Raw genomic sequence first — 21,253 nt, forward strand, 5'->3', positions numbered from 1 at the left:
CGGGTGAACGCGCCGATCGTCATCGCCGGCGCAGGCATTGGCGGCCTCGCCGCGGCCCTGTCGCTGGCGCGCGCCGGCAAGCGTGCGCTGGTCCTCGAGCGCGCTGCTCGGATCGACGAGGTCGGCGCGGGACTGCAGATCGCGCCGAACGCCGGGCGTATCCTCGCCAAGCTCGGGCTTGAGCCGGCGCTCGCCGCCGTCGCTCTGGAGCCCGAGGCCATCAACATCCGCCGCGGGCGGGACGGCGCAGTTCTGGCGCGCCTAGACCTTTCCGCCGCGAAGACCCGCTGGGGCGCGCCGTTCCGGCTTTTCCACCGCGCCGACCTGCAGGGCGCGCTGCTGCAGGCGGCGCTGGACAATCCGCAGACCCATGTCCGCGCCGGCGCCCGCGTCGGCGATTTCGAAGCGACCGCCCGAGGCGTTCGCCTTCGCGTGCACACCCAGGACGGCGTCGAGGAAATCGAGGCGGCGGGGTTCGTGGGCGCCGACGGCGTGCGGTCGAGCGTGCGCGCCCATCTCGTCCCGTCCGAGCGCGACGCGCCCGCATATTCCGGCTGTGTCGCCTGGCGCGCGACGCTGCCCGCCGAGAGCGTTCCGGCGGCGCTGCGCCTGCGCGCGTCCAATCTCTGGCTGCTGCCGGGCGCTCATGTCGTGCACTATCCGCTGCGCGACGCATCGCTGATCAACGCGGTCGTCATCATCGAAGCGCCGCCGGAGGCGGAGGACGCCGCGTCAAGCCTGTCGCTTGACGGCGCGGCGCTCGCGCGCCGACTCGCGCCGCGTAAAATCGCGGCAGAACTGCGCGACTTGATCGAAGCCGGCGCCTCCTGGCGCCATTGGCCTTTGTTCACGCGGCCGGCGCTGGAACACTGGACGCAGGGACAGGTCACGCTCCTCGGCGACGCCGCGCATCCGATGGTCCCCTTCCTGGCGCAAGGCGCGGCGCAGGCGATCGAGGACGCCGACGCCTTGGGGGAAGCCTTCATGCGACCGGGCGCAACGGTCGAGGCCGCCTTCGCCGCCTATGAGGACGCAAGGCTTACCCGCGCCGCGCGGGTCGTGCGCGTCTCGCGTCGCCAGGGCGGCTATTTCCATATGCGCGGACTGCCGGCCGCCGCGCGCAATCTTGCGATCCGGGCGCTCGGCGGCCCCGGCATGCTGGCGCGCAACGCCTGGCTTTACCGTTAGCGTTCGGGTTCGCTTCGTCGCTTCTCGGTGAGGACCCGCTCAATTCTCGGATCGGGCGCAAGCCACATCAGCGCCACGAGCACGTAAATCGCGAGCGAGAGTCGCGGATCGATGAACGTCAGCCCGATGGCGAGAAGATAAAACAGCACCGAGATCTTGCCTTTGACGTCAACGCCCAGCGCGCGCGCGAGCGTCGACTCGGGTCCGTGCGTCTTCAGAAACATTCGGCTGAGGATGAAATAAGCGATGGCCGGCGCCAGCAGCGCCGCGCCATAGACCGCGACCGTCGCTCCAGCAAAATGGTTTTCCGCCATCCATGCGCTGGCGAAGGGAATGAGAGACAGCCAGAACAGCAAATGGACGTTGGCCCACAGCACCCGGCCTGTCACATGCGACGCCGCCTGCAGCAGGTGATGGTGATTGTTCCAGTAGATGGCGATATAGGCGAAACTCAAAACATAGCTGAAAAACACCGGGGCGAGCTGCGCGAGCGCCGCGAAGCTCGCTTCATGCGGCGGCTTCAACTCGAGCACCATGATCGTAATGATGATCGCAATGACGCCGTCGCTGAAGGCTTCGAGCCGCTGCTTCTCCAAAGATTTTCTCCAGGACGTCGACTGTTCTTTTGAACGCGATCGTTCCTACACGCGTTCGTGCAGGAAGTCGCGCTGAGCGCTTGTGTTCGCCGGCGCTTGTGCCCCGCCGGCGCTTGGGCCTGCGAACGCGTTCCCCCAGTCAATCGTTCTCGCCGAGTCAATCGCTTGCAAGTGATAGCGGATGCCGCGTTCGGCGCGACCCTCGCATCTCTGCGCCGCTCAGACCCATTCGGCACGACTTTCTGGCGCCAAGCCTCGAAATCTCTGTGACGAATTTTGCGCGTCGAGGAAGGCGCGCTGTCGTCGCGCCGGCCAAAAAATTTCTCGCCGAGGGCGCGCGTTAACCTCTGAAACGGGCATAAGTTAACCAGCGCGCCTTGAAGCTTAGGCCGGGGCGAGATTTCAGCGTCGGAGCCGAGGCGCGGAGCAATAAAAGGTTTGTTGATCCAACGAGATACGTGATCTCATCAAATTTTACGCGTTTTGACAGCACAAAATTATACTTACCGAAGACCTGGAAAAATCTGAACGCATTCGGATAAAATCCGACAGAAATACTTTCATCGACAGCAAAACAACAAAACTAACCTCGCCTCATGTCACGGAGGCGGGTTATGTTGGGCATCGTTAGCAAGGCGGTTGTGGCTCTCGGGATGGCGGGTGCGGCGCTTATCGCCGTCAATGCAAAAAGTTTCGCCGGACCCGATACCGCGACCTTCGCCACGCTTGGCCTCGAAACCAGCGTGCCCTACGGCTGGGTGGACTTCTGCCAGCGCTACCGGGGCGAATGCCAGAACGAGGAAACCGCGCCGCAGGAGGTCGAACTCACCGCCGCCGTTTACCGCAAGATCGCGCGCATCAACGCCTGGGTGAATGGGAATATCGACCCGATCGCCGACGCCGATCACTGGGGCGCGGTCGATCAGTGGGATTATCCCAGCGACGGGAAGGGCGACTGCGAGGATTTCGCGCTTCTAAAGCGCCGCATGCTGATCGAGGAAGGCTTTCCCCGGCAGGCGCTGCTGCTCACGGTGGTGAAGGAGAAGAACGGCGACGGCCATTCCGTCCTGACGGTCAAGACCAACCGCGGCGAATTCGTGCTCGACAATCTTTCCAACGAGATGCGGCCCTGGACGCGCGCTCCCTATCGCTTCGTCAAGCGACAGTCGCAGCAAAATCAGAACGCCTGGGTGGCGATTGCCCCGGCGACCAGCGCCCCGCTGTATGTGTCGCGGTGAGGCCGCTTTCAGCCGATCAGCGTCAGCCCGCTCGCGTAGCGTTGGCCGTTCTCCACATAATGTTTCGCCGAGTCGAGATGGCGGTCGCGCGCCGCTTCGTCGAGCGTGCGGATCGCCTTGGCGGGGGAGCCGACGATCAGCGAATAGTCGGGAAATTCCTTGCCCTCGGTGACCAGCGCATTGGCGCCGACGAGGCAGTTCGCGCCGATCTTGGCGCCGTTGAGGATTGTCGCGCCCATGCCGACCAACGTCGCTTCGCCGATGATGCAGCTATGCAGAATGACGCCATGGCCGATCGTGCAGTCCGGCCCGATGACGAGCGGGAAGCCCATGTCGGTGTGGAGAATGCTGTTTTCCTGAATATTGGAGCGGGCGCCGACGGTGATCCACTCATTGTCGCCGCGCAGCACGCAGCCGAACCAGACATTGGCGTCCTCCTCCAGCGCGACGCGGCCGATGATGTGCGCGCCTGGAGCCACGAAGAACCGGCCGGGGGACGGAAGGCGCGGCGCGATTCCGTCGATCGTGTACAGCGGCATGGGCGAAGCCTCCTAAAAAAGAGGCGCGACATTGGCATTTTCCCCCTTTTGCATGCAATGGCGTAGCGCCGAAGCCGCCACGATCTCATTCGGAAGTCACGGAAATATGGACTATAAGCGGACGGCGGGGTTTGATATTGCCGGTTGGCGCGTTGCCGGTGGGGATCTATCGCGCGAGAGCCGCTGTCGGAGGACGCCCACTGAGCGCCATCATGTTGCGGGATCGGGTTCGGCTGGCGAGCGTTTCGGCGGCGCGCGCGGCGGGGGCCTTCGCGCGAGGCGCCGCCGCGCCCTATCACCTCATGAAGTCGATGGCGATCGCGCCGCCGGAGCGGCTGCGCATCGCGCCTCCCGACATTAGAACCACCGATTCGACCGTCGCCGACCAGATTTACGCCGGCTATTTCTCCTTCGACGGCAAAACCGTACAGGCGCGGGGCGTATCGCCTTTTCTGGTCGCCGCGCCATCCGAATGCTGGCGGCGCTCCCTTGCAGGCTTCTCCTGGCTGCGGCATTTGCAGGCCTCGGACAACAGGGTGGCCCTGGCCACTGCGCAGGAGCTTGTCGCGGATTTTCTTTCGCTTCCGAAAATTCCGGCCGACGATCCGGCGATGGAGCCTGCGGTCGTCGCGCGGCGCCTCCTGTCTTTCCTGTCGCAATCGCCGACGCTGCTCGACGGCGCCGACGCCGATTTTTATGACGCCTTCATGCTGGCGCTCGCGCGCAACGCGCGGCTGTTGTGGCGAGCGCTGGCCGGCGACGGCGCGCGCGGCGCCGATCGCGCCTTCTGCGCCATCGCGCTTGCCGAATTCGCCGTTTGCGCGGACACCGGCCGCAAAATCGCCCCGCATGTGTCGCGCGCGCTCAGCGGGGAGCTCGACCGCCAGATCCTCATCGACGGCGGTCATGTCAGCCGCAATCCGCAGGTCGCGGTCGACCTGCTGCTCGATCTGCTGCCGCTGCGGCAGGTGATTGCGGCGCGCGGGCTGCAAACGCCCTCCGCCGTCCTGCGCGCTATCGACCGGATGATGCCAATGCTGCGGATGCTGCAGCATGGCGACGGCTCGCTGGCGCTGTTCAACGGGATGGGCGCGACGGCGCTGGACCGGCTGGCGAGCGCGCTCGCCCACGAGGACACGCGCGGCGCGCCGCCCGTCAACGCCCCATACGCCGGCTATCAGCGTATGGAGGCTGGCGACGCGCTCGTCCTCGTCGACGCCGGCGGGCCGCCGCCTTTCGAATTTTCCCTGTCCGCGCACGCAGGCTGCCTGTCTTTCGAATATTCGCTTGGAATCGAGCGGGTCGTCGTCAACTGCGGCGCTCCCTCGGCGCCGCATCTGGACGCCCGTGAGCTGGCGCGCGCCACCGCCGCGCATTCGACGCTCGTCCTCGGCGACCGCTCCAGCGCCCGCATCGCGCCGCAGAGCGCGCCGCGCCGGCGCGCCGGGCGCGTTCTCGGCGGCCCGCGCAACACCGAGGTCGAGCGCCGCCGTCTCGACGGCGAGACGACGCTCCTTTTGTCGCATGACGGCTATGTGCGCGATTTCGGCCTTGTCCATCAGCGCGAACTGACCCTTCCCGCCGATGGCGCCGCGCTCCTGGGCGTCGATCGGCTCGTCGCTGCGGAGTGCGGCGGAAAACATCCGCAAGCGAGCGATTTCGCCCTGCGCTTTCATATTCATCCGCGCGTGCGCGTTGCGCCGAACGCCGACGGCGCAATCGAACTCACTCTTGCCGATGGCGAAATCCTCATCTTTGAAGCGCAAGACCTGACGCCCGAAATCGAAGACAGCATTTTTTTCGCCGCGCCCGGCGGCGCGCGCAAATGCGCCCAAATCATTGTGCGAGGGGCGGCGGCTCCTGAGGCCGAGATCGCTTGGAGTTTCCGGCGGCGCGCCGGTGAGCAGGTTCCTCCCGGCGGCAAGGTGTGATAAGCGCGGCGCCAGTTAGGAGTATGCAATGCCCGTTGATTTGCGCCATGTGGCGCGCGCGCTGATTTCCGTTTCCGACAAAACAGGCCTTGTCGAGTTCGCACGCGTTCTGGCGACGCATGGCGTGGAGCTTGTCTCCACCGGCGGCACGCGCAAAGCGCTCGCCGAGGCTGGTCTCGCTGTTCGCGACGTGGCCGATCTCACGCAGTTTCCGGAGATGATGGACGGAAGGCTGAAGACTCTGCATCCCAAGGTGCACGGCGGCCTTCTGGCGATCCGCGAGAATCCCGAACATGAAGCGGCGATGCTCGCGCATGACATCCGGCCGATCGACCTGCTCGTCGTCAATCTCTACCCCTTCGAGGCGGCGCTTGCGAAAGGCGCGCCGTTCGAAGAATGCGTCGAAAACATTGATATCGGCGGGCCGGCGATGATCCGCGCCGCGTCGAAGAATCACGACGACGTCGCCGTCGTCGTCGATTCCGATGATTACGCGATGCTCATCGAGGAGCTCGCGGCGACGAAGGGCGCAACGCGGCTCGCGACGCGTCGGCGGCTCGCGCAGAAGGCGTTCGCGCGCACCGCCGCCTATGACGCCGCGATCTCCAATTGGCTCGCGCAGCAGCTCGGCGAAGCCTCTCCGCCGCTACGCGCCTTCGGCGGACGACTCGCCGAGCCGATGCGCTACGGCGAAAACCCGCATCAATCCGCGGGCTTCTATCTCACCGGCGAGAAGCGGCCGGGCGTCGCCACGGCGCGCCAGGTTCAGGGCAAGCAGCTTTCGTACAACAACGTCAATGATACCGACGCGGCCTTCGAATGCGTCGCGGAATTCGATCCGGCGCGGACCGCGGCCGTCGTCATCGTCAAACACGCCAATCCGTGCGGCGTCGCCGAAGGCGCGACTCTTGTCGAAGCCTACGCCAAGGCGTTGCGCTGCGATCCGATGTCGGCTTTCGGCGGCATCGTCGCGCTCAATCGCAAGCTCGACGCCGAAGCGGCGCGCGAGATCGTCAAGATTTTCACCGAGGTGATCATCGCGCCCGACGCCGACGAAGAATCGATCGCAATCATCGGCGCCAAGAAGAATCTGCGCCTGCTGTTGACCGGCGGCGTTCCAGATGCGCGCGCGGCCGGCTTGACCTATCGCTCGGTTTCGGGCGGTTTTCTTGCGCAATCGCGCGACAGCGCCGTCGTCGACGAGATGAATCTGCAGGTTGTGACGAAGCGCCAGCCGACGCCCGAGGAGCTCGCGGATCTCAAATTCGCTTTCCGCGTCGTGAAACACGTCAAGTCGAACGCGATCGTCTACGCGAAGGGAGCCGCCACGGTGGGAATCGGCGCCGGGCAAATGTCGCGCGTCGACTCATCGCGCACCGCCGCGCATAAGGCGCAGGAGGCCGCGCGCGCGGCAGGCTTGATGGACAGTCTCGCGAAAGGCGCCGTCGTCGCTTCCGACGCTTTCTTTCCCTTTGCAGACGGATTGCTGGCGGCGGCTGAGGCAGGCGTGACGGCCGTTATCCAGCCCGGCGGCTCCATGAATGATAAGGACGTGATCGCTGCGGCGGACACGCAGGGTCTCGCCATGGTTTTCACCGGCGTGCGCCACTTCCGACACTAGCAATGCGCCGGGCGATCCAGCTAAAGTGGTCGCTTGACGCGAAACGGAGTTCAAAAAATGCGTAAGTCTTTGACACTGGCGTTGGGCCTCGCGTTGGTTTGCGCGCTTGCTTCGAGCGACGCTCTCGCGAAATCGAAACAACGCGCGCCTGTTGCGACGGGGCAGGTCACTGCGACGCAGGGCGATGATTTTTCGATTCCTCTGCCGCATAATCTGACGACCGGCAAAGACTGGCTCGACGACGGCGCGGCGCCGGACGCGGCGAAGGGAAATCTGCAGCCCAATCGTTACGCCAATGACAATTACTTCCTGGAGCAGCAGGATTTCTCGTTGCAAGATCCGCAGCGCTACAATGAAATCGGTCAGTATTTCGATTACGGCTGGTGAGCGGCGCCTCGCAATGAAAAGGCCGGCGTGGGCCGGCCCCTTCCTGACGATGGGATCTTGGCCGCGTCAGCACATCGGCACGGCGCGGTAGCCGATGACATAGCCACGGCGGCTATAGATCGGCTCGCGAACGTGATCGCAATCCGGCTCGCTCGCGGCCGCCGCCGCCACTGCGCCTAACGCGAGCGCGCCGCCCACGGCGTAGGGCGCCCAGCCATAGCCGTGATGATGCCATTTGGACCAGGCCAATGCCGGCGTGGCGCTCGCGACCGCCCCCAACATGACGCTGGCGGCGAGGCTCGTAGAGATGATCTTTTTCAACGTGGACATGAGGTTCTCCTCGGCGTTCTCACTCGTCACCTGGCGAGTAGACGCACTCTAGCGAGAGCCTCCCACGACGTTCGTGCGTCGGCGCACAGGACGCATGCGCACGTCATTTCGGCGGCGCGCGTCTACGCCTCGCTCTGCGCGAGGAGTTTTTGCTGATGATCGGTCGTCAGCGCGTCGATGATCTCGTCGAATTCACCTTCCATCACGCGGTCGAGCTTATAGAGCGTGAAGTTGATGCGATGATCGGTGACACGTCCCTGCGGGAAATTATAGGTGCGGATACGCTCGGAGCGATCGCCTGAGCCGACCTGCTGCTTGCGATCGTCCGAACGCTCCTTGTCGAGACGCTGGCGTTCGGCGTCATAGAGACGCGAGCGAAGAACGTTCATCGCCTTGGCTCTGTTGCGATGTTGAGAGCGCTCTTCCTGCATCATCACCACGATGCCGGATGGAATATGGGTGATGCGGATGGCCGATTCGGTCTTGTTGACGTGCTGGCCGCCGGCGCCTTGCGCGCGCATTGTATCGATCTGCAAATCCTTCTCATCGATGTCGACGTCGACGTCCTCGGCCTGCGGCAGCACTGCGACCGTCGCGGCCGACGTGTGGATGCGACCCTGCGTCTCGGTTTCCGGGACGCGCTGGACGCGGTGCACGCCCGACTCGAATTTCAGCCGGCCATAGACTCCGCGACCGATGATCTCGGCGACGATTTCCTTGAATCCGCCAAGCTGGCCAGGGCTTTCGGACACGATCTCAATGCGCCAGCCCTTGAGCGCCGCATATCTCTGATAGGCGCGGAAGAGATCGCCGCCAAAAAGCGCCGCCTCGTCGCCGCCCGTGCCGGCGCGCACTTCGAGAATGACGCCCTTCTCGTCTGCTTCGTCCTTCGGCAGAAGCGCGAGTTTCAGCGCGCTTTCCGCCGCAGCGAGTCGTTCGCGTGCGGCCTCCGTCTCGCTTTCAGCCAGCCCGCGCATTTCGGCGTCGAGCGAGGCGTCAGCGAGCATGGCGGAAAGATCGTCGGATTCCTTCTGCGCCGCGCGATAGGCGCGAATCCTGTCGACGACCGCGTCGAGGGTCGCGCGTTCGCGCGAGAGCGCGACGAAGGCCTGCCCGTCGGCGCCGACGGCGAGCTTGTCGCCGATCTCGTCGTAGCGGCGCAGAATGAGGTCGAGCTTGTCTTGAGCGAACATGAAGAGGAGGCTTCCCGAGCAATGGTGACGGCGACGGCGTGAAGAAAGGAGGCTCGCTACAAGGGCACGCCGCGCGCGATCGCGTAATCGCGCAATTGCTCCCGCACCGAAGCGCTGCCGTCGTCGGACGCGAGCAGCGAGGCGAGATACATCTGCGTCTCTTCGAGATTGAGACTGAGGATCATCGACTTGACCGGACCGATGGCGGAGGCCGCCATCGACAGCGAGCGGTAGCCGATGCCGAGCAGCGCCAGCGCCTCGAGCGGGCGGCCGCCCATCTCGCCGCAGAGCGTCACCGGCGCGTTGTGCCGCGCGCCGGCCGTGACGATGCGCTCGAGTGCGCGCAGGACCGGCCGCGAGAGATTGTCGTAGCGCTTCGAAACGCGCGTGTTGTCGCGGTCGGCGGCATACATGTATTGCACCAGATCGTTCGATCCGACCGACAGAAAATCCGCGCGCTCGGCGATAAGATCGATTTCCCACAGGAGCGACGGCACTTCCACCATCGCGCCGAGTTCCAGGCGCGTCGGCGGCGGATGGCGATGATGCGTGATGTGGTCGAGTTCCCGCAGCGCAATCGCTTTCGCCGCGTCAAATTCGGCGACATTGGCGATCATCGGAAACATGATGCGCAAATTGCGATGGGCGCCCGCCTTCAGCATCGCGCGCAGCTGCATGCGCAAAAGCCCCGGCCTGTCGAGGCCGATGCGGATGGCGCGCCAGCCGAGCGCCGGGTTCTCCTCTTCGATCTTCGCCATATAGGGAAGGATCTTGTCGGAGCCGATGTCGAGCGTGCGAAACGTGATCAGCTTATCCGGCGCCGCGTCGAGCACGGCTTTGTAGAAGCGATATTGCTCGTCCATGCGTGGAAAGCGCGGCGCGAGCATGAATTGCAATTCGGTGCGGAAGAGTCCGATCGAATTCGCGCCGGTCTCACGCAGATGTGGCATGTCGATCGCCAGGCCGGCGTTCATGTGCAGCCCGATTTCGACGCCGTCCTTGGTGACCGCCGGCACGTCGCGCAGCTTGGCGTATTGCTCCTGACGCCGCGCCCGCAGCCGCGCCTTTTCAGCATAAGCGCTCTGCACGTCGGGCTGCGGCCGGACATGCACTTCGCCGGTCGTGCCGTCGACGATGATCGGATCGCCGGTTTCGACGATGTCGATCAGACCGGCGACGAGCCCCACGGTGGCGACGCCAAGCGCGCGCGCGACAATGGCGACGTGGCTCGTCGGCCCGCCTTCCTCCAGCACGAGCCCGCGCAGCCGCTTGGGGTCATAGTCGAGAAGCGCCGCCGGCCCCATGTTGCGCGCCACGATGATGGCGTTTTCCGGCACGCTGTCGCGATCGGCGACGTAGCTCTGACCCGTCAGCTGATGCAGCAGCCGGTTGGCGATATCGTCGAGATCGTGCAGGCGGTCGCGCAGATAGGGATCGGTCTGACGCTGCATGCGCGCGCGCGCGTCGTTCTGAACGCGCTCGACCGCCGCCTCCGCCGTCAGCCCGGTCATCACCGCTTCGCGCAGGCGGCGCACCCAGCCGCGGTCGTAGGCGACCATGCGCACCGTTTCGAGCACGTCGCGCGGCTCGCCGGCGGCGATGCGGTCGCTATGCGCGACGAGCTCGTCGATCGACTGGCGCATCGCGTCGATCGCATGTTCGAGCCTCGCGAGTTCAGAGGGCATGTCCTCGGCGACGAGCTGCTTGATGACGACGCGCGGCTCGTGCAGCAGCACATGGCCGAGGCCGACGCCTTCCGCCATGGGCGCGCCTCTCAGCGAAGCCGGGCGATAAAGCGCGAGATCGCGCGGGTCTTCGATCGCCTGCAATTCGCCCGAGGCGATCAGCTCGGCGAGCAGCATCGCCGTCGTCTGCAGCGCCTCGATCTCTTCTTCCGAATAAACCCGGCGCACCTTGTTCTGCACGACGAGCACGCCGAGCGTGTTGCCGCCGCGCAGGATCGGCACGCCGAGGAAGGAGTGATAGGCGTCTTCGCCCGTCTCCGGCTTGTAGGAGAAGGAGGGATGCTCCTGCGCCTCGGAGAGGGCGAGAGGCTCGGCGCTCTTGGCGATCTGGCCGACAAGGCCTTCGCCCGCGTGCATCGTGGTGAGATGCACGGCCTCGCGGTTAAGGCCCTCCGTGGCGTAAAGCTCCAAGCGCTGGTCGGCGCGCAGGACATAAACGGAACAAACCTCGGCGACCATATTCGCGGCGATCTGCACCACGATCTTGTCGAGCCGCGCCTGCGCGCTCACCGGTTCCGCGCTGATTTCGCGGAGTCGCCGCAGCAGAAGGCGAGGGCCGCCGAGAGCGCTTCGCATCCAATCCTTTCCCGTTTTCCCAGAATTTCGCGGGTGGGCACACCGCAAAAAAACCGCCATGCGCCTGCAGATAGCGACGGTGGCCTTCAAGCAGCGTATATTGGCGCCGTCCGCGCTCCGCAAGCGCGGCCAAGAAGCGCGGCGACGCAAGGAACATACCGTTATTGCACAGCTTGGCGAATCGGCTTGCCGGCAGGGCTCGAAGCCTCTACCACTTTCCGATCAGAGTCTGGCGATGACAGCCCGCCCACGCGCTTCGCGCCCGGCATCGGCCGCGCCAGACGCGTTCTCCGAGCCTGCGGCATCGAGAAGAGAATTCGTGCGTCTGAAAAAATACCTGGTTGCGCTCTTTTTGTTCATCCTCTCGGCTCAGGCCGTCGCCATGGAGTCGGTGCGGGTGCCGCAGGGCGCGCGGGCGATCGATCTCACCAATGTCATCGAGAAACATTCCTCGCAGGGCGACCGGCTGCAGGTCTCGACCGCGCCCGGCTCGGACGGCATCGTCCGCCGCATCGAGGTCGGCGCCAAGGAGGCCGGCAGCCAGCCCAACTGGATCGTTTTCGCGCTCACCAACGACACGGATGAGCAGATCGAGCGCCTGATCGTCGCCCCGCATTACCGCCTGCAGGGCTCGGGCGTCATCTGGCCCGATCTCGGCTCGACGCGCATTACGGCGATCACGGCCAGCCAGGGCTTTCCGCCCGAGGCCGAAGACGCCTCGGACGCCGACGTTTTCCGGCTGACGCTCGACCCCGGAACCACGGTCACCTATGTCGCGGAGCTGCGCACGCCCAACCTGCCGCAGCTCTATTTGTGGGAGCCCGCGGCCTATAAGGACAAGGTGACGAGCCTGACGCTCTACAAGGGCATCGTCATCGGCATCGCCGGCCTGCTCGCGCTGTTTCTGACAATCGTCTTCGTGGTGAAAGGCGCCGTCATCTTCCCGGCGGCGGCGGCGCTCGCCTGGGCGGTGCTGGCCTATGTGTGCATCGATTTCGGCTTTTGGGACAAGATTTTCGGCTTTGACGCCAACGCCAACCGCGTCTGGCGCGCCGGCGCCGAAACGGTTCTCTCGGCGACGCTCGTCGTCTTCCTTTTCGCCTATCTGAACCTCAACCGCTGGCATGTGCGCGCCTGGCACGTCGCCGCCCTGTGGCTGCTGATCCTGTTGGACCTCGTCGGCCTGGCGGTGTTCGACGCGCCCGTCGCCGCTGGCGTGGCGCGCATCTCGCTGGCGACGGCCGCCGTCGTCGGCTTCGTGCTGATTCTCTATCTCGCGACGCATGGCTTCGATCGGGCCATCATGCTGATCCCGACGTGGTTCCTGCTGGCCGTGTGGGTGGCGACGGCCGGATTTGCAGTGGCCGGCTGGATCACCAATGACCTTGTCTCTCCGGCGCTCGTCGGCGGCCTGGTGCTCATCGTGATGCTGATCGGTTTCACGGTGATGCAAAACGCCTTCGCCGCCGGCGGGCTGTCGCACGGCGCCATCAGCGACGTCGAGCGCAAGGCGCTCGCGCTCACCGGCGCGAATGAGATCGTGTTCGACTGGGACGTTCCGTCGGACCACATCTATGTCAGCCCGGAAGCGGAAGCGGCGCTGGGGCTCGACCGCGGCGGGCTCGAGGGGGCCGCCTCCTCCTGGCTAGATCTGCTGCATCCCTTCGAGCAGGACCGCTATCGCGCCTGTCTCGACGCCATTCTCGAGCAGCGGCGCGGCCGCATCAATCAGGACTTCCGCCTGCGCGCCGCGGACGGCCATTACCTCTGCTATCGACTGCGGGCGCGGCCCGTCGTCGGTCCGGACGGCGAGGTGATCCGCGTCGTCGGCACGCTCAATGACGTGACCGATGAGCGCAACGCCCAGGAGCGGCTGCTGCACGACGCCGTGCACGATAATCTCACGGGCCTGCCGAACCGCGAATTGTTCTTCGATCGGCTGGAGGCCGCGCTGATTCTCGCGCGCATGGAAAAGGACGTGCGCCCGACGATCCTCGTCATCGACATCGACCGCTTCAAGCAGATCAATGAGCAGGTCGGCATGGCGATGGGCGACAGCGTTCTGCTCACCGTGGCGCATCGTCTGACGCGGCTGCTGCAGCCTCAAGACACGCTGGCGCGACTTTCCGGCGATACATTCGCGATCATCCTGGTCTCGGAGTCGCACGCCGATCATGTCATCTCCATCGCCGATTCGGTGCGCCGCGCGCTGTCTATTCCGGTGCGCTTCACCGATCGCGAGATCGCGCTATTCGCCTCGATCGGCATCGCGCTTTACGACCAGCAGACGCATCCCAGCGCCCGCGACATGCTGGAAGACGCCCAAATCGCGATGCGCCACGCCAAGCGCTCGGGCGGCAACCGCATCGAAGTGTTCCGCCCGGCCATGCGCGCGCAGCGCTCCGACCGGCTGACGCTCGAGGCCGATCTGCGGCGGGCGCTGGAGCGGGGCGAGATCAAGGTGTTCTTCCAGCCGATCGTCAGGCTCGAGGATCGCACCATCGCTGGGTTCGAGGCCTTGCTGCGGTGGGACCATCTGCGCCTGGGTCGGCTTGAGCCTTCCGAATTCATTCCCGTCGCCGAGCAGACGGGACTGATCGTCGATCTCGGGCTTCTGGCGTTGGAGCGCACGGCGCGCGAACTCGCGGCCTGGCAACGCGCGCTTGCGGTCGATCCGCCGATCTTCGCCTCCGTTAACGTCTCGTCGCGCCAGCTCCTGCGCCACGACCTCCTGCGCGACGTCAAAAGCGTGTTGATGCGCAATGATATCGCCAAAGGCAGCCTCAAACTTGAACTGACCGAGAGCCTGGTGATGGAGAATCCCGAATATGCCGCGCAGATGCTGGCGCGCATCAGGGAACTCGGCGCGGGGCTGTCGCTCGACGATTTCGGCGCCGGCTATTCGTCGCTCGCCTATTTGCAGCGCTTCCCGTTCGACACGATCAAGATCGACCGTTGCTTCATCAAGCAGTCTGGCAAGGGCGCGCGCCCCATCATTCTGCGCTCGATCATCGCGCTGGCGCAGGATCTCGGCCTGGACGTCGTCGCCGAGGGCGCGGAGACCGAGCAGGATGCGATCGAGCTTTATCAGCTCGGATGCGGCTTCGCGCAGGGCTACGCCTTTGGGCGCCCGATCAGCGCGCGGGATGCGCGCCGCCTTGTCGGAGCCGCGCCGGAAGCGGCATAGTTAGTTCTCGCCGTAGCGCAGGGAAACGGTTAGGCTCAGAACGCGCAACCGTTTCGGAATGCTCCTTCGAGGGTAAGAATTCCGGTCGATCTGTTCGCTGGGCTTGTCATTCCCGGCAGGCCGAAGGCCTGACCGGGAATCCAGAGCCGATCCAGGAACGCTGGGTTTGCTCTGGATTCCCGATCGCGCGCAAGACGCGCGTCGGGAATGACGCGCGAGCAGTTCAAACGGCAATTGTATGACGCATTGAACCGTTTCGCTGCATGACCAAAAAGCCTTCTCACGCCCATCCTGCTTCTGTCGAGGAATTGACGCCGCTCCAAGCGCGCGCCGAACATGCGCGGCTGCATGAAGAACTCACGGCGCATGATCGCCGTTATTACCGCGAAGACGCGCCGACGATTTCGGACGCCGAATATGACGCGCTGCGTCTGCGTTACGAGGAATTGGAAAAAGCTTTCCCCGAGCTCGCCACTGCGCAGTCGCTGACGAAGACGGTCGGCGCCAAGCCCTCTGAAAAATTCGCCAAAGTGAAGCACGCCGTGCCGATGCTCTCGCTCGGCAACGTCTTCTCGGATGAAGAGGTCCTGGAATTCGTCGCGCGGGTGCGCCGCTTTCTCGGCCTGGGAGAAAGCCCGCTGCGCTTCACCTTCGAGCCGAAGATCGACGGGCTGTCCTGTTCGCTGCGCTACGAGAAAGGCCATCTCGTGCAGGCGGCGACGCGCGGCGACGGTTATGAGGGCGAAGACGTCACCGCCAATGTGCGAACGATTGACGAGATTCCGCAACGGCTGCGCGGCGATCATTCCGACGTTTTTGAAGTGCGCGGCGAAGTCTATATGACGCATAAGGATTTTGCTGCGCTCAACATGCGGCAAAAGGAGTGCGGCAAGACTCTCTTCGCCAATCCGCGCAACGCCGCCGCTGGTTCTCTGCGACAGCTCGATCCGAAGATCACAGCATCTCGGCCGCTGCATTTCTTCGCCTATGGTTGGGGCGAGACGTCCGCGCTGCCCGCGAAGACGCAAATCGGCGTGCTGGAGGCGCTGCGTGGTTACGGGCTGCCCGTCAATCCGCTGACGACGCTCTGCGAGAGCGCGGAGGACATGCTCGCGCATTACCGTTCGATCGAAACGCAACGCGCGACGCTCGGCTATGACATCGACGGCGTCGTCTACAAGGTGGACGACATCGCGCTGCAGGAGCGGCTCGGGTTCGTCTCGCGCGCCCCGCGCTGGGCCGTCGCGGGCAAGTTCCCTGCTGAACGCGCCACGACAATTTTGCGCGATATCGAGATTCAGGTCGGTCGCACGGGCGCGTTGACGCCGGTCGCGAGGCTCGAGCCCGTGACGGTCGGCGGCGTCGTCGTGCAGAACGCGACGCTGCACAATGAAGATGAGATCGCGCGCAAGGATATTCGCATCGGCGATACGGTGGTCGTGCAGCGCGCGGGCGATGTGATTCCGCAGATCGTCGCCGTGGTGACGGAGAAGCGCCCGGACAGCGCGAAGCCCTATCAATTTCCGCACGTGTGCCCGCGCTGCGGCTCCGCGGCGTTGCGCGAGATCGACGCGAAGACCGGCGAAGCGGATGTCGTGCGCCGGTGTACGGGTTCGCTTGTCTGTCCGGCGCAGGCGATCGAGCGCCTAAAGCATTTCGCCTCGCGCAACGCCATGGACATTGAGGGGCTCGGCGACAAGCAGATCGAGTTTTTCTACGATGAAGGGCTCATCAAGACCGCTTCCGATATTTTTGCGCTTCCCGAGCGCGAAGCGCAGATGTCGCCGCGACTCGCGGAGCGCGAGGGCTATGGCGAAACCTCGGTGCGCAACCTCTTTGCGGCGATCGAGGCGCGCCGAAGCGTTCCGGTCAATCGCTTCATCTTTGCGCTTGGGATGCGCCATGTCGGCGAAACCAATGCGCGCCGGCTGGCGCGCCATTTCGGCGACTTCGAGTCGCTGCGCGAGACGGCGCGCGACGCGGCGCCCGGCGGTGAGGCGCGGGCCCGCATCGATTCGATCGATGGCGTCGGTCCCGTTGTCGCCGAAGCGCTGCACGATTTTTTTGCTGAGCCGCATAATGAGCGTGAGCTCGATGCGCTTTTAAAACAAGTCACGCTGGAGCCGATGCCGGCGGTGGCGTCCACCTCGCCCGTCTCCGGCAAGACCGTGGTGTTCACCGGCGCGCTGGAGCGGCTCACGCGTGATGAAGCGAAGGCGCAGGCCGAGCGTTTCGGCGCGCATGTCGCGGCGTCGGTGTCGAAGAAAACCGATCTCGTGGTCGCCGGTCCCGGCGCTGGCTCGAAGCTCAAAAAGGCGGCGGAGCTGGGGATCGAGGTGATCAGCGAAGACGAGTGGTTTAAGCGGACCGGGCAGGGGTGACAATCCCAGCTGATCACTAGCCCGTCATGGCCGGGCTTGTCCCGGCCATCCACGCCGAGAGGATGCGTAAACGCTGACAGATGTGCGTAGCGGCGTCACGTGGATGCCCGCGACAAGCGCGGGCATGACGGCTGAAAGAGCGCGCCTCAAACCGCGCGCGTGCCGGGGGTCTCGTCTTTCCGATAGGCCGTGCCGAACACATAGTCCCACCAGATCGCGTGAACGCCGAAACCTTTCTCGGCGTCGCGGAAATGGTGCAGCATGTGCAGGCGTTTCACTAAGCGGCCAAACTCGGATTTCGGCTGCCCGTGATGCGTCCAGTAGTGCACGCAATCATAGATCACATAGCCCAAGATGAAGCCGGCGAGCGCCGGCCAGGCGAATGTCGCGCCGAAGAGCACGCGGGCGCAGACGAGCGCGATCAGCATGATCGGCGCCGAGAGCAACGGCGGCATGACGAGCCGCAGCGGGTCGTTGGGATAGATGTGATGCACGCCGTGGATGAGGAACTGGAAGCGCGGTCCAAGCCCGAACGGCAGCGCGAACACGGTGTGGAAGAGATAGCGATGACCGAAATATTCGGTCAGCGTCCAGCCGAGATAGCCGACGACAAGACCCAATAAGACGAGCGTCAGACTGTTGAAGGTGAGCGAATAGATCACCAGGCCGAGAATGATCGGGCAATAGACGATCACCGGCGTCAAATGATGCACGCGCGACAGCTTATCGAGAAGATCGCTCTCGAAGAGGCGGGGCGAAGCGTCGAGCGCTTCCGTTCTTGCGTCCTGAGACATGGGCTACTCCGCCGGCGCGACGATGGGGGCTTCGCGCCCCGCCGCCTGCGTCACATTTTCCGACCGCGTTCCCAGCGAATAGGTCGGATCGAAGATGAATGTGACGAGCAGCGCCACCCAGGAGCGATGGCAACGCAGATCGTCATAGAACTCCGGCGCCATCGCTTTCAGCTCCGGCAAACGGTTCCACGGGATCTCGTGAAAATCGTGGTGTTCGTTGTGATAGCCGATGTTGAGCGCGAGCGTATTGAGCGGCCCGTAATAGTCGAACGTGCCCTGGTCGGGGCCGAAGGCGAAATGCTCCTGCAGCCAGCGCGCGCTCAACGGATGCAGGCCGCCGACCGAGAACCAGAAGGAAAAGAAAAGATAGAGCAGGGCGTTCGGCCCGAAGGCCCAGAGCACGAAAAGATCGAAGACGGCGATGACGGCGGTATTGATATAGGTCCAGGTTCCCCAGATCGGCACCGTGCCCTTGAGGCGCGACAGGCGCGCAAGCTGGATCGCGGGGAAGAAGAAGAGCCACGCGGCCTTGCGCCAGGCGCTGTTACCGACCCATTCGACCTCCCAGCGGCTCGGAATGTCGGCGTCATAGTCATAGGCCGACAGATGCGAATGATGCTTGATGTGGTAGCAGCGAAAGCCCATCGCGGTCGGAAAGGCGTTGGGAAGATCGGCGAGGATCGCCGTCCACTTGTTGGCGAGCGGGCTCGCGAAGACGCAATTGTGGATGGCGTCGTGGATGATGACGAAATTGGCGTGATTGGCGAAGGCGCCAACGCAGATCGCCATCAACAGCGACAGCCACCAATAGGAGAGGCCGAGCGACCCCAAAATCGCGGCGATGACGAGCTGACCGACGAAAATCGCCGCCGTGATCTTGAAGGTCACCGGGTCCTTGCCGAAAAGCTCGCGCACTTGCGGATATTTTTCGAGGATCAGCTTGCGCCGCTCGACATGCGAGCGGTCGGCGCCATTGGCGGTGACGGATATGCCATTCATGACGTTGCATCCTGTAGCTGAGTTGCCGTGACGCCGTCGCGCATACGCATCGCCTCGCCACCGCCGACCGTGAGGCGCTTTTCATAGATGCGGTGAATCTTGTCGACCTTGCCGCCGAACATTTCGATCGGTCGGCGCATGTCGGCGTTGCTTTCCAACACCCAGCCCGCTTCGAGATGCGGAACGCGGATTTTCGCGTGGCGCCGCCGCATCTCTTCGACCAGCGACAGGAAGATCGCGCCGCCGGTCGCGCTTCTTTGCAGCGTCTTTCGCGTGCCAAGCAGCAACAGCCGCGCCGATTTGAACTGATGCGAGCGGAAGCGCTTGAACGCGCGCGCCCAGCCGAAGGGGAACAGACGGCCGTTGAGATCGGCCAAAATCTCATTGAGATTGGGAAGCGCGATCGCGAATGACTGCGGAACGCCGTCGAGCTCGACGACGATGCCGAAATCCTCCGGCACGAGAAATTGCAGCGAATCGGCGTCGGAGTCGAATTCTTCCTTGGTGAAGGGCACGAAGCCCCAATTTCCGCTCCAGCCGTCGTTGAACAACTCGGCCATCAGCGCGGTCTCGCCCTGCTTCAAGGCCTTCACGTTCAACGGCCGGAGTTTCAATCGATCGCGCCATTCGCGCCGCGTTGAAATGCGCGCCGGCTTGTCGCTCTCGTCGTTCGAAATTTCGAAGCGAAAGGACAAGAGGTCCTGCGCCTTCTCATACCCCAGCGCCTCGATATGGCGCGAGAGATAGGGCGGATGCCAGGGCGTGAGGAACATCGGCGTGGCGTCAAAGCCATCGACGAGCACGCCGCATTCCCTGTTGATCGACGGCGAGAACGGTCCGTTGATCCGCTCCGCGCCCTTGGCGCGCAGCCAGTCCTCGGCGGCCTGGGTCAGCGCGCGCACGACCTCGATATCGTCGATTGCGTCGAGCGCGCCGAATTGCGCATTGGAGGCGCCGACCGGCGTGACGCCGGGCTTGTAGATCTGCGCCATGACGCGGCCGACCCATTCGCCGTCGCGCCGCGCGAGAAATTTCTGTTCCTCGACGAGCTTGTAATGCGGGTTGAGCTTATGCGCGAAGACGCTCCAGCGCTCGATGTCGAGCGGCGGCGCGAAGCCCTCCGCGCCGGCATAGAGCAATCGCGGCAGCCTGCAGAAGGTCGCAAAGCGAAAAGGGCCGTCGACCGGAAGAATCTCGATCCGCGCCATGATGCTAGTCCTAGCGGCAAGTCGGCATTAACCGAAAGCGTCAAAGTGACGCGGATATGGCGAATGGCCTATCCGCCGGCCATCGCCGCGGCGACGATCTGATGCGCCTCTTCCGTCACGGGCGGCATGTCGCGCAGCATCTGGATGACGCCGCGAATTTCCGCTTCGCTGTGGTTCGCCGAGAAAAAGAAGCGCAGCCGCGGCCCGTCCTTCGGCACGCCGATACGCACCACCGGCGGCACGTAATAGCCGTTCTCCAGCAGATGCTGCGACGCCCACATGGTCTCGACGTCGCTCGAGAACAGGATCGGCACGACGCCGCGGCCGATCGCCGGCCCGGTCGAGAATCCCGCTTCATGCGCGACGGTGCGGAAGACCTCGGCGTTGTCCGCGAGCTTGGCGATGCGCCAGGTCTCTTCCTGCATCAGTCGCAGGGCGGTGCGCGCGGCGGCGAGAATGACCGGCGACAGGCCGACGCTGTAGACGAAGCCCGGCAGCGTATAGCGGAACCAGTCGATGACCTGCTTCTTGCCGCAGACATAGCCGCCGCAGGACGCCAGCGTCTTCGACATGGTGCCGACGATGAGGTCGATGCGCGCAGGGTCGACGCCCTGATGTTCGGCGAGGCCGCGGCCCGTCGCGCCGAGCACGCCGAGCGAATGCGCCTCGTCGACGAGAAGCCAGACCTGAAATTTTTCCTTGATCGCGAGGAGCCGCGGCAGGTCGGCGGTGTCGCCGTCCATGCTGTAGACGCCCTCCACCACGATCAGGACGTTGCGGTATTCCTCGCGGTGGCGCGCGAGCAGATGTTCGAGATGATCCAAATCGTTGTGGCGGAATTTGACGACCTGCGCCGGCGCGCCGTCGGCGCCGGCGACGATGCTGTTATGCGCCAGTTCGTCGATGAAGATCGCGTCGCGCTTGCCGCTCATCAGCCAGGCGATCGTCGTCACATTGGAGAGATAGCCGGAGACGAGCGTCAGCGCGCTTTCCATGCCAAGGAATTCGGCGATCTCCGCCTCGAACGGCTTGTGCGTGGTGCGTTCGCCGCCGACGAGCCGCGAGGCCAGCGCGCCGATGCCGAGACCGTCGATCTCGCGCTTTGCTTCCTCGCGAATCCGCGGGTGATTCGCGAGCCCGAGATAATCGTAATTGGCGAAGCTGACGAAATGCTTGCCCTGCGCCTCGAACTCGGCCCGCAGCCTGTCGATCTGGGCGAAGAACGGGTCGCTGAACTCCAGCAAAGCGTTGCCAGCAAAACGGAATCGCCTTGCCGCGTAATCCTCTAAGCTCTTATGCTTCGTCACTTACTGGGCAATCCCTGAATAACGGGCGCGCCG

General features: G+C 64.4%; 16 protein-coding genes. 7 read left to right on the forward strand and 9 right to left on the reverse strand.

Annotated features, from left to right (window positions below; all coding sequences use genetic code 11):
- Positions 1-3: 3 nt before the first annotated feature.
- On the forward strand, positions 4-1,188 hold the full coding sequence (locus IYW40_RS19710; protein ID WP_196401927.1) for an FAD-dependent monooxygenase: 1,185 nt from the start codon (positions 4-6) through the stop codon (positions 1,186-1,188).
- Here IYW40_RS19710 and IYW40_RS19715 read toward each other — a convergent pair.
- On the reverse strand, positions 1,185-1,784 hold the full coding sequence (locus tag IYW40_RS19715) for a TMEM175 family protein (protein WP_196401928.1): 600 nt from the start codon (positions 1,782-1,784) through the stop codon (positions 1,185-1,187). The two genes, IYW40_RS19710 and IYW40_RS19715, sit on opposite strands and share 4 nt — an antisense overlap.
- Positions 1,785-2,398: 614 nt before the next feature.
- Here IYW40_RS19715 and IYW40_RS19720 point away from each other — a divergent pair.
- Positions 2,399-3,022, forward strand: a complete 624-nt coding sequence (locus tag IYW40_RS19720) for a transglutaminase-like cysteine peptidase (protein ID WP_196401929.1) — start codon at positions 2,399-2,401, stop codon at positions 3,020-3,022.
- Positions 3,023-3,030: 8 nt separating this feature from the next.
- Here IYW40_RS19720 and IYW40_RS19725 read toward each other — a convergent pair whose 3' ends face one another.
- Positions 3,031-3,561 carry a gamma carbonic anhydrase family protein gene (locus IYW40_RS19725; protein WP_196401930.1) on the reverse strand — a complete coding sequence of 177 codons (531 nt, stop codon included), beginning with the start codon at positions 3,559-3,561 and terminating at the stop codon, positions 3,031-3,033.
- 212 nt (positions 3,562-3,773) lie between these two features.
- Between IYW40_RS19725 and IYW40_RS19730 the strand changes: the two genes are divergently transcribed.
- The 3 genes from IYW40_RS19730 to IYW40_RS19740 are packed head-to-tail and all read left to right on the forward strand — an operon-like array spanning position 3,774 to position 7,500.
- Complete coding sequence (locus IYW40_RS19730; protein ID WP_196401931.1) at positions 3,774-5,492, forward strand: heparinase II/III family protein; 1,719 nt, start codon at positions 3,774-3,776, stop codon at positions 5,490-5,492.
- 28 nt (positions 5,493-5,520) lie between these two features.
- The gene (gene purH, locus IYW40_RS19735; RefSeq protein ID WP_196401932.1) at positions 5,521-7,113 is read left to right on the forward strand and encodes a bifunctional phosphoribosylaminoimidazolecarboxamide formyltransferase/IMP cyclohydrolase; all 1,593 of its coding nucleotides are present in this window, start codon (positions 5,521-5,523) and stop codon (positions 7,111-7,113) included.
- Between the two features lie 57 nt (positions 7,114-7,170).
- Positions 7,171-7,500: a cellulose-binding protein gene (locus tag IYW40_RS19740; RefSeq protein ID WP_196401933.1), complete on the forward strand. Its 330-nt coding sequence runs from the start codon at positions 7,171-7,173 to the stop codon at positions 7,498-7,500.
- 66 nt (positions 7,501-7,566) lie between these two features.
- On the opposite strand, the gene IYW40_RS19745 is transcribed toward IYW40_RS19740, so the two are convergent.
- The 3 genes from IYW40_RS19745 to ptsP all read right to left on the reverse strand — a co-directional run bounded on the left by IYW40_RS19745 (position 7,567) and on the right by ptsP (position 11,344).
- Complete coding sequence (locus tag IYW40_RS19745) at positions 7,567-7,830, reverse strand: hypothetical protein (RefSeq protein ID WP_196401934.1); 264 nt, start codon at positions 7,828-7,830, stop codon at positions 7,567-7,569.
- Between the two features lie 122 nt (positions 7,831-7,952).
- On the reverse strand, positions 7,953-9,023 hold the full coding sequence (gene prfA, locus IYW40_RS19750; RefSeq protein ID WP_196401935.1) for a peptide chain release factor 1: 1,071 nt from the start codon (positions 9,021-9,023) through the stop codon (positions 7,953-7,955).
- A gap of 56 nt (positions 9,024-9,079) precedes the next feature.
- On the reverse strand, positions 9,080-11,344 hold the full coding sequence (ptsP, locus tag IYW40_RS19755; protein ID WP_196401936.1) for a phosphoenolpyruvate--protein phosphotransferase: 2,265 nt from the start codon (positions 11,342-11,344) through the stop codon (positions 9,080-9,082).
- A gap of 319 nt (positions 11,345-11,663) precedes the next feature.
- On the opposite strand from ptsP, the gene IYW40_RS19760 reads away from it, so the two are divergent.
- On the forward strand, positions 11,664-14,531 hold the full coding sequence (locus IYW40_RS19760; RefSeq protein ID WP_196401937.1) for an EAL domain-containing protein: 2,868 nt from the start codon (positions 11,664-11,666) through the stop codon (positions 14,529-14,531).
- 263 nt (positions 14,532-14,794) lie between these two features.
- A complete protein-coding gene (gene ligA, locus IYW40_RS19765) occupies positions 14,795-16,912 on the forward strand; it encodes an NAD-dependent DNA ligase LigA (protein WP_196401938.1) in 2,118 nt (705 codons plus the stop codon).
- Positions 16,913-17,058: 146 nt separating this feature from the next.
- Here the strand turns inward: ligA and IYW40_RS19770 are convergent, their stop codons facing one another.
- The 4 genes from IYW40_RS19770 to IYW40_RS19785 all read right to left on the reverse strand — a co-directional run bounded on the left by IYW40_RS19770 (position 17,059) and on the right by IYW40_RS19785 (position 21,220).
- A complete protein-coding gene (locus tag IYW40_RS19770; protein WP_196401939.1) occupies positions 17,059-17,706 on the reverse strand; it encodes a sterol desaturase family protein in 648 nt (215 codons plus the stop codon).
- Between the two features lie 3 nt (positions 17,707-17,709).
- Positions 17,710-18,705, reverse strand: a complete 996-nt coding sequence (locus tag IYW40_RS19775; protein WP_196401940.1) for a fatty acid desaturase — start codon at positions 18,703-18,705, stop codon at positions 17,710-17,712.
- Positions 18,702-19,913: a hypothetical protein gene (locus tag IYW40_RS19780; RefSeq protein ID WP_196401941.1), complete on the reverse strand. Its 1,212-nt coding sequence runs from the start codon at positions 19,911-19,913 to the stop codon at positions 18,702-18,704. Before IYW40_RS19780 ends, IYW40_RS19775 begins: the two co-directional genes overlap by 4 nt.
- Before the next feature lie 68 nt (positions 19,914-19,981).
- Positions 19,982-21,220, reverse strand: coding sequence for an aminotransferase class I/II-fold pyridoxal phosphate-dependent enzyme (locus IYW40_RS19785; RefSeq protein ID WP_196401942.1), 1,239 nt, complete (start codon positions 21,218-21,220; stop codon positions 19,982-19,984).
- Positions 21,221-21,253: the final 33 nt, after the last annotated feature.

Source organism: Methylocystis sp. H4A, from assembly GCF_015709545.1.
Taxonomy (GTDB): domain Bacteria; phylum Pseudomonadota; class Alphaproteobacteria; order Rhizobiales; family Beijerinckiaceae; genus Methylocystis; species Methylocystis silviterrae.

Excerpts from the sequence above, each read along its gene's own strand:
- IYW40_RS19720 (WP_196401929.1), top strand. The coding sequence starts at position 2,399 with ATGTTGGGCATCGTTAGCAAGGCGGTTGTGGCTCTCGGGATGGCGGGT.
- IYW40_RS19725 (WP_196401930.1), bottom strand. The coding sequence starts at position 3,561 with ATGCCGCTGTACACGATCGACGGAATCGCGCCGCGCCTTCCGTCCCCC.
- IYW40_RS19730 (WP_196401931.1), top strand. The coding sequence starts at position 3,774 with ATGTTGCGGGATCGGGTTCGGCTGGCGAGCGTTTCGGCGGCGCGCGCG.
- purH (WP_196401932.1), top strand. The coding sequence starts at position 5,521 with ATGCCCGTTGATTTGCGCCATGTGGCGCGCGCGCTGATTTCCGTTTCC.
- IYW40_RS19740 (WP_196401933.1), top strand. The coding sequence starts at position 7,171 with ATGCGTAAGTCTTTGACACTGGCGTTGGGCCTCGCGTTGGTTTGCGCG.
- IYW40_RS19745 (WP_196401934.1), bottom strand. The coding sequence starts at position 7,830 with ATGTCCACGTTGAAAAAGATCATCTCTACGAGCCTCGCCGCCAGCGTC.
- prfA (WP_196401935.1), bottom strand. The coding sequence starts at position 9,023 with ATGTTCGCTCAAGACAAGCTCGACCTCATTCTGCGCCGCTACGACGAG.
- ptsP (WP_196401936.1), bottom strand. The coding sequence starts at position 11,344 with ATGCGAAGCGCTCTCGGCGGCCCTCGCCTTCTGCTGCGGCGACTCCGC.
- ligA (WP_196401938.1), top strand. The coding sequence starts at position 14,795 with ATGACCAAAAAGCCTTCTCACGCCCATCCTGCTTCTGTCGAGGAATTG.
- IYW40_RS19770 (WP_196401939.1), bottom strand. The coding sequence starts at position 17,706 with ATGTCTCAGGACGCAAGAACGGAAGCGCTCGACGCTTCGCCCCGCCTC.
- IYW40_RS19775 (WP_196401940.1), bottom strand. The coding sequence starts at position 18,705 with ATGAATGGCATATCCGTCACCGCCAATGGCGCCGACCGCTCGCATGTC.
- IYW40_RS19780 (WP_196401941.1), bottom strand. The coding sequence starts at position 19,913 with ATGGCGCGGATCGAGATTCTTCCGGTCGACGGCCCTTTTCGCTTTGCG.